The 8,011-nt window shown below is 49.3% G+C and carries 10 protein-coding genes; 7 read left to right on the top strand and 3 right to left on the bottom strand.

The features are described from left to right. Nucleotides 1–23: 23 nt before the first annotated feature. Both H6F50_RS02150 and H6F50_RS02145 read right to left on the bottom strand, forming a co-directional pair. Nucleotides 24–221 carry a hypothetical protein gene (locus H6F50_RS02150; protein WP_190425815.1) on the bottom strand — a complete coding sequence of 66 codons (198 nt, stop codon included), beginning with the start codon at nucleotides 219–221 and terminating at the stop codon, nucleotides 24–26. 83 nt (nucleotides 222–304) lie between these two features. Continuing rightward, entirely contained in the window at nucleotides 305–547 is a 243-nt protein-coding gene (locus tag H6F50_RS02145; protein WP_190425812.1) for a hypothetical protein, read from the bottom strand. A gap of 282 nt (nucleotides 548–829) precedes the next feature. Between H6F50_RS02145 and glyA the strand changes: the two genes are divergently transcribed. The 5 genes from glyA (at nucleotide 830) to aroQ (ending at nucleotide 5,472) form a co-directional block, all read left to right on the top strand. After that, nucleotides 830–2,113 carry a serine hydroxymethyltransferase gene (gene glyA, locus H6F50_RS02140; protein ID WP_190425809.1) on the top strand — a complete coding sequence of 428 codons (1,284 nt, stop codon included), beginning with the start codon at nucleotides 830–832 and terminating at the stop codon, nucleotides 2,111–2,113. A 199-nt stretch (nucleotides 2,114–2,312) separates the two neighbouring features. Beyond that, on the top strand, nucleotides 2,313–3,371 hold the full coding sequence (locus tag H6F50_RS02135) for an MraY family glycosyltransferase (protein WP_190410630.1): 1,059 nt from the start codon (nucleotides 2,313–2,315) through the stop codon (nucleotides 3,369–3,371). Between the two features lie 36 nt (nucleotides 3,372–3,407). Then, the gene (locus H6F50_RS02130; RefSeq protein WP_190425806.1) at nucleotides 3,408–4,679 is read left to right on the top strand and encodes a competence/damage-inducible protein A; all 1,272 of its coding nucleotides are present in this window, start codon (nucleotides 3,408–3,410) and stop codon (nucleotides 4,677–4,679) included. A 167-nt stretch (nucleotides 4,680–4,846) separates the two neighbouring features. Beyond that, on the top strand, nucleotides 4,847–4,990 hold the full coding sequence (locus H6F50_RS02125; RefSeq protein WP_190410628.1) for a hypothetical protein: 144 nt from the start codon (nucleotides 4,847–4,849) through the stop codon (nucleotides 4,988–4,990). 23 nt (nucleotides 4,991–5,013) lie between these two features. Further along, nucleotides 5,014–5,472, top strand: coding sequence for a type II 3-dehydroquinate dehydratase (gene aroQ / locus H6F50_RS02120; RefSeq protein WP_190410627.1), 459 nt, complete (start codon nucleotides 5,014–5,016; stop codon nucleotides 5,470–5,472). A gap of 265 nt (nucleotides 5,473–5,737) precedes the next feature. Here the strand turns inward: aroQ and H6F50_RS02115 are convergent, their stop codons facing one another. Next, nucleotides 5,738–6,208, bottom strand: a complete 471-nt coding sequence (locus H6F50_RS02115; RefSeq protein ID WP_190425802.1) for a tetratricopeptide repeat protein — start codon at nucleotides 6,206–6,208, stop codon at nucleotides 5,738–5,740. Between H6F50_RS02115 and H6F50_RS02110 the strand changes: the two genes are divergently transcribed. Continuing rightward, the gene (locus H6F50_RS02110; protein WP_190425799.1) at nucleotides 6,207–6,713 is read left to right on the top strand and encodes a DUF1499 domain-containing protein; all 507 of its coding nucleotides are present in this window, start codon (nucleotides 6,207–6,209) and stop codon (nucleotides 6,711–6,713) included. The genes H6F50_RS02115 and H6F50_RS02110 overlap by 2 nt on opposite strands. A 129-nt stretch (nucleotides 6,714–6,842) precedes the next feature. Continuing rightward, on the top strand, nucleotides 6,843–8,011 hold a 1,169-nt coding region (locus H6F50_RS02105), incomplete at its 3' end, for an FAD-dependent oxidoreductase (protein WP_190425796.1).

Raw genomic sequence — 8,011 nt, 5'->3', positions numbered from 1 at the left:
AAATAAACTTGAGCAAAACGAGATTACTCAATATTGGCAATCCGGAAGCCCATAAGACACTCGTATTGATCGGGTTGATTTTCGGTAAGCTTGTGAATCGCTTGAGCGCAGCGCAGCCGCCCCTGACGCCAGCGGGGTTGACCACTTTGATCGGCAAGTAAACAGGTCTGACAAACTTGTTTGGGGGAGAGTATCTGCTCATCCGTAAGAATGACTAACATTTAATACCTCCACGAGAGCTTTAATTCGCCCGCCTCCATTCTAGGTCAGGTTTTCGGCGAGATATGGTAAATTAACATACAGCTTAATGTCCTCTCCTAAAAGTAGGAGTGAGGATGGTTACTAAAGCAACGCTTTGCGCGTGTGGGAAGAGAGGAGGGCAGAAAATAAATTTGGCACCTAACTTTGGGATCTGAACAGTATGGGCGTCTAATCCCTCTAAAGTCTTGCAGTTTGCGATCGCATCGGTTGCCAAGTGGGTAAGGTTAACATCATGGGCAACTTTTTCTAAACCCCAATTTATCCGGGGTTGGCGATCAAATGTCAAGGAAATTTTTCCAGATCCTCTAGCCCCTTATGAATGGGCGAGAGAAATACAGCAAAATTGCATACTGCGCCAGGTTAGCTAGTTTGGATGAAAGGTTGCCAAAAATTGTTCGCTTCAAGTGTTAACAGAAAAGTTGGGTAGAGACACGACTCCAACAGCGTTAAGATTGAAGACTCCCGAAAATACTGACCTGGGCTAGTAGCGCGGACATGGCGTTGACCGAAAGCGCACCCGAATCAAAGTTTGAAAGGAAGACTGACACTATTTCTAGGGGTTCACTTTGTGAGTAAAACAAACTTAGACTTTCTAGCCGAAACCGATCCTACCGTTGCCAGCTTTGTCCACGAAGAACTCCAGCGCCAACGCGCCCACTTGGAGCTAATTGCCAGTGAAAACTTTACCTCCGCAGCAGTGCTGGCAGCACAAGGCTCGGTATTAACAAATAAGTATGCCGAAGGTTTGCCGGGGAAACGCTATTACGGCGGCTGTGACTTTATCGACAAAATTGAGCAATTGGCGATTGACCGCGCCAAACAGCTATTTGGAGCAGCTCACGCGAACGTGCAACCGCATTCGGGGGCGCAGGCGAATTTTGCTGTTTTCCTGACCCTGTTGCAGCCAGGAGACACGATTATGGGGATGGATTTGTCCCACGGGGGGCATTTAACCCACGGTTCGCCAGTAAATGTGTCGGGGAAGTGGTTTAAGGTTTGCCACTATGGAGTCAGTCAGGAAACCGAGCAGCTAGACTACGAGCAAATCCGGGATTTGGCGCTACAACACCGTCCTAAGTTAATCATTTGCGGCTATTCAGCTTATCCACGCATCATTGACTTTGAGAAATTCCGCGCGATCGCTGATGAAGTCGGAGCTTATCTATTAGCGGATATCGCCCATATTGCGGGTTTAGTTGCCACAGGCCATCACCCCAATCCTCTACCCCACTGCCACGTCGTCACCACCACCACCCACAAGACCCTGCGCGGTCCTAGAGGTGGCTTAATTATGACCAGCGACCCAGAACTCGGAAAGCAACTAGATAAAGCCGTGTTCCCCGGTACTCAAGGGGGTCCCTTAGAACACGTCATTGCCGCTAAGGCGGTGGCATTTGGGGAAGCACTGCAACCCGCGTTTAAAACTTATTCGGCGCAAGTAATTGAAAATGCTCGTGCGTTGGCAACTCAGTTGCAAAAACGCGGCTTCAAGATTGTTTCTGACGGGACTGACAATCACTTGATGCTAGTAGACTTGCGTTCTATCAGCATGACTGGCAAGCGAGCCGATCAGCTAGTGAGCGGAGTGAACATTACCGCGAATAAAAATACTGTACCCTTCGATCCAGAGTCGCCATTCGTAACCAGTGGCTTGCGGCTGGGTTCGCCAGCGATGACGACGCGCGGGATGTCTACTGGTGAATTTACAGAAATCGGGGATATTATTGCCGAACGGCTCCTGAATCCAGAAGAGGAAGCAGTGGCGGCGGAATGTCGGCGGCGAGTGGCAGCATTATGCGATCGCTTCCCCCTGTACCCCCACCTGACAATCCCCGTACCAGCCTTGGCATAAAAATCGTAGGGGCGGCTATGCCCCTACTCCCCATTCCCCCGCTTAATTCCCCATCCCCCTCTGCCTCTTCCCGTCTGAAATGTAGTAGACTCTGCCTGACGATTGTTTTGAAGGATGAAAGATCAATAGCAATTAGCAATCAGCTAACAGCTTTTTTTGATTTCTCCCTTCTGATGTCTAGTACCCTACTTAATTTCAGATGCCCCCCCAGCTGTATCACCTGGTTGCCTTTCTCGTATCTGCCTGTGTTGTCCTCTGGGCAACACCCGTTGTGAACAAAATTGGCCTCCAAAAGGGACTGGTTGATTTACCCAGTGAGCGCAAAGTCCATAAGCATCCTATCGTGCGGGTGGGAGGTGTCTCTATCTTTGCAGGCACCATTATTGCCCTACTGATTGTTTGGGGAACCGGGGGATTTGGCGCTTTGAGCGCAGAGAAATCCCTAGAAGTTTGGGGCGTTATCTTGGGTGGTCTTGGTTTTTTCCTGGTTGGCTTAGCCGATGATTTGTTTAGTTTGTCGCCTTTCTTGCGGCTGTTTCTGCAAATTATCATTGCCAGCTGGGCTTGGCACCTCGGCGTCCAAATTGACTTCCTCACCGTTCCCTTCGCTGGACTGGTCACATTGCCAGACACAATTAGCTGGCCGATTACCGTCATTTGGCTGGTCGGTCTGACTAATGCCATCAATTGGATTGATGGTCTAGACGGTCTAGCTGCTGGTGTTTCTGGCATCGCTGCGGTGGTAATGCTGATTGTGAGTTTGTTTATGAACCAACCGGCGGCAGCACTGATTGCCGCAGCGCTTGCCGGTGGCTCATTGGGATTTCTTCGATATAATTTCAACCCCGCTCAGATTTTTATGGGGGATGGGGGAGCCTATTTTATGGGCTTTACCCTTGCTGGTGTCGGCGTAATTGGCTTAGTAAAAAGTACTGCTGTCACTGCGGTATTACTGCCTTACCTGATTCTGGCTGTGCCAATTGTGGATATGTCAGCGGTGATTGTGCAACGGCTGTTGCGAGGCAATTCGCCTTTTATTGGCGATAAATTCCATCTGCATCATCGGCTGCTGCAAGCGGGTCTGCCACAACGTTTGATAGTTTTGTTTATCTACGCTTTGACGCTCTGGGTGGGAAGTTTAGCCCTGGCTCTGGCTAAAATACCAAGCGGACTTGCTTATGCGATGGGTGCAACGTTGTTGTTGGGGTATACCAGCTGGCAAGTTTGGCGAAATTCGCGTATGAGGAGTGAGGAATGAGGAAAAATACAAAATTAAAAAATAAAAAACTTTTGCATGAGTGCTGAAATTATTTGTGTTGGTACAGAACTGCTACTCGGCGATATTCTCAATAGCAACGCCCAATTTTTGGCGCAGCAACTAGCCTCTCTGGGAATCCCCCACTACTATCAAACGGTGGTGGGAGATAATCCTGGACGTCTCAAGCAGGTGTTGGAAATTGCTGCTGGGAGATCCCATTTGCTGATCTTTACTGGCGGTCTAGGTCCCACTCCCGACGACTTGACCGTGGAAGCGATCGCTGATTTTTTTGGCGTTCCCTTGGTAGAACAACCGGAAATCGTCGAAGACATTACTTGCAAATACGCCATGCGGGGGCGTCAGATGACCCCCAGCAATCGGAAACAAGCGCTCATTCCCCAGGACGCCTCAATTTTACCCAATCCAGGCGGTACGGCCCCCGGTATTATCTGGCAACCCCGCACGGGTCTGACGATTCTGACTTTCCCCGGCGTCCCTTCAGAAATGAAGCGGATGTGGCAGGAAACCGCCGTCCCCTTTCTCAAGAGTCAAGGCTGGGGCAAAGAAATCATCTACAGCCGGATGTTAAAGTTCTGGGGAATTGCGGAATCGGCTTTGGCTGAAAAAGTCGCGCCCTTCCTCGACCTCCCTAACCCCACCGTTGCTCCTTACGCCCTTCACGGAGAGGTGCGGCTGCGAGTCTCGGCAAGAGCGGCGTCAGAACCGGAAGCGCTAGGACTGATTGAGCCAGTGGCGCAACAACTGCGGCAGATAGGAGGGCTGGATTATTACGGCACTGACACTGACACCCTTGCTTCTGTTGTCGGCTTTTTGTTGCAAGAAGCCGGGGAAACGCTTTCGGTGGCAGAATCCTGTACGGGTGGAGGATTGGGGCAGATGCTAACCAGTGTCGCCGGGAGTTCCAATTATTTTTTGGGCGGCGTCATTTCTTATGACAACTCGGTGAAAATTTCTCTTTTGGGCGTCAATCCAGAAGACTTAGCCCAAGTCGGTGCGGTGAGCGACGCGGTCGCCAAGCAGATGGCAGTGGGTGTAAAGACACGCCTCTCAACCACTTGGGGACTTAGTATCACAGGGATTGCTGGGCCGGGAGGTGGTACGGAAACCAAGCCGGTGGGATTAGTCTATATTGGTCTAGCAGGGCCGGATGACACGGTAGAAAGTTTTAAGCACCATCTGGGTCAAAATCGAGAGCGAGACTCGATTCGGTACGCCAGTGCTTCAATTGCCCTTGACCAACTGCGGCGAACAATGTTGAAGAAAAAGTTAACGACGGATGTGTCTTAAGACGGATAGACGCCGCCCGGTCACACACATCCATAGTGAGATTACTCACCTGTTTCTCCATGTGCTAGGGTTAGAATAAATCTTAACCACAATAGGATTCATAAACTCTCACGTTTGCCCTGTTGTTAAGTACTCATCCTGGTTGTATTGCAGGAGTTTTCAATTCAATGGACTATATAGAAAATGTGTTGGAAAAGCTCAAAGAATGGGCACGTAAGCTCATCGAAACGCTCCTGGGACCGGAAGCTGAGCCGGAACCAGAACTGATTCCAATTCCAGTGAATGAGAGATCGTCGCGCCGTCGTAGTTAGTCTATTGAGTTGCTGCTGAAACCTTGGGCATAGTTACTGTTCTGGTGCTGCACGGACCAAACTTAAACCTATTGGGACTCCGAGAACCAGGGATTTATGGCTCTGTGACGTTGGATGAGATTAATCGCCTGTTAGAACAAGAAGGGCAAACGCTCGACTGTAAGGTCTTTACTTTACAGTCAAATCATGAAGGCGTCTTAGTGGATGCAATTCAGAATGCCGTTGGGCAGCACCAAGGAATTTTAATTAACGCTGGAGCATATACTCATACCAGCGTAGCGATACGGGATGCGATCGCGGCTGTTAACCTTCCGACTGTAGAAGTGCATCTGAGTAATATTTACCGACGCGAAGCTTTCCGACATCATTCTTATATCGCACCCATTGCAATTGGACAAATCAGCGGCTTTGGTGCAGAGAGTTACCGCCTGGGGTTAAACGCTCTCGTTCACCATTTGAGACAAAAAAGTGGCGGTGAATAAACTTCGTGGCGAATGATTGTCTTTGTTTGAGGAACAGATGACCGATCCGATTCGGCGTTGCTTCCCGGCGTAACAAGCGATCGCCTGAAAACGAGCTTCATTAAACGCATAGCATCTTGGCTCGGTCGTCTTAGCAGCGACCGGGTTTTTTTTGGAGTTTATTCCCTCCCCGTCAGGGAGACATTTACTGCCAAACTTCTTATGTAGGGGTGTTTTGAGTAACAAGTGCTGTTGCTTGTAGCTGAATCGTTCTTAGCTTAAATTCTTAGCTCAGCTGTGCGGTACATTCAAGAATCAATTTTTGATTTTCTAAGGCGTAAGGCTGAATTTCCAGCGCTTGTCGAAAAGCTTTAATGGCAGCGCTGTAGTCCCCCAGTCCGATATGGCACAACCCCATCCCATGCAGCGCCCCAAAATGGAACGGGATGAGCTTAACCACCATCTGGCAGTCTTGGAGCGCCTTTTTGTACTCCCTGAGAATATAGTAAAGAACGGCTCGTCTATTCCAGGCTTCCGCGAAATTTGGTTGAGTCTCAATCAGGTCGGTGAGTAACGCCTCTGCTTTGGCAAGCTCTCCTGCCTCCAGCATTGCCTGCGATCGCCCAAGTAGTTCAAACCCTACCGCTCCCTTTTGATGAAACCAGACGCGCCACAGCTCTGCTGTAGCCTCATAGCGGACGGTTTCATCAGGATTTTTTAGGTCTTCTAGTAACGAACTGATAGAAAATTCATTCATGAATATCACTTCCAATCGGTCGCGTTGGCTTCTAATCTCTCTATCCTTATGTTTAGCAGCTATCTGTTGGATAGGGGCAACTACCGCTTTGTCAGGAGGAACGATCGTGTTTGCCGGAAAACCACCCACTAATCTCGGTGTCCAGTCAGGCCAACTAGCGCCTTGCCCTAGTACGCCCAACTGTGTCAGCAGTCAAAGCCAAAATGCCCAGAATAAAATTGAGCCTTTGACCTACAACTCTTCCCCAACGGAGGCGATCGCTAATCTCAAGACAGTTATCAACTCCCTCTCGAAAACCAAAATTATCACCGAAACGGAGAATTACCTCTACGCGGAATTCACTAGTGCGCTGATGGGGTTTGTCGATGACGTGGAATTTTATCTCGATGAAAGCGCAAAAACGATCCATATCCGTTCAGCCTCCCGCCTAGGACAGTCGGATTTGGGCGTGAACCGTAAAAGAATAGAGACAATCAGAGCCAAACTCAACGAACTGAGAAGCTAGGTGTAAGTAATAAAACCCCTTCAATCGGTTCGCCCCCACAGAAAAGCTCCTCTTCGCCCCCTCCTTGCTTGCGGGGAGGGTTGAGGGTGGGGTTCTTGTCATCCTGAAAACAGAATGGAGATGTGCGCGATGCCAACAGAAACACAAACCCCAAAAATAGTCGTCGTTGGTGCTGGTTGGGCAGGGTTGGGGGCTACCTACCACCTAGCGCGTCAAGGCTATGACGTAACCCTTCTAGAGGCTGGCCCCTATCCGGGTGGCTTGGTGGCGGGCTGGAAGACCGCAGGGGGGCGCTCTGTAGAAGCGGGGATTCATGGTTTCTGGTATCCTTACCGAAATATCTTTTCTTTGGTAAAGGAATTAGGGCTGAGTCCGTTTACGCCTTGGACTCGTTCCTCCCAGTATTCTCCAGCCGGTTTAGAAGTCGAATCTCCCATTTTCCAAGACTTACCGCGACTTCCCACTCCACTTGGAACTTTTCTCTACACGCAATTTAAACGGTTGCCATTAAGCGATCGCCTATCAGCTTTACCGCTACTCTACGCAGTTATTGATTTTGACAATAGCGACGAAGCTTGGCGACGCTATGACTCTGTAACGGCGCGAGAACTCTTCAAAGATTTTGGGGTTTCGGCGCGGCTTTACCGCGATTCCTTTGAGCCGATGCTGCTGGTTGGTTTATTTGCCCCTGGAGAGCAATGTTCCGCCGCTGCCGCGCTGGGTATGCTTTATTACTTCATTTTGGCTCACCAACCCGATTTTGATGTCGTCTGGTGTCGCGGAACGGTTGGTGAGATGATATTTCGGCCTTGGGTGGAGCGGATTGAACAAACAGGGGCAAAATTACTCCCTAATCGACGGGTAAGTGATGTAATTGTTGATAGCAATAATCAAGCGACAGCGGTTGTCTGCGGTGATGAAGTTTTTGAGGCAGATGCGATGATTTTTGCCGTTGGTATCAGCGGTATGAAGAAGATTATATCTGGTAGCCCCAGCTTACAAAACCGTAAAGAATTTCGAGATATTCACAACTTGGGCGCGGTTGATGTGTTGGCAACTCGCCTATGGTTTAACCGCAAAATTAATATTCCTCGTCCTTCCAATGCCTGTTTTGGTTTTAATGCAACAACTGGATGGACGTTTTTCGATTTAAATGCCATACATGATGAGTACCGCGATGAGCCAGGGACAGTTATTGAAGCAGATTTTTATCACGCCAATCAGTTTCTTCCCTTAAATGATGAAGAAATCGTTTCGCTTGTACAACAAGATTTAGCAACTTGTATCCCGGCTTTTCG

This window comes from Coleofasciculus sp. FACHB-712 (genome assembly GCF_014695635.1).
GTDB lineage: Bacteria > Cyanobacteriota > Cyanobacteriia > Cyanobacteriales > FACHB-T130 > FACHB-T130.
The sequence above is the reverse complement of the archived record's forward strand: the minus strand, read 5'-3'. Positions and strand labels throughout refer to the sequence as shown.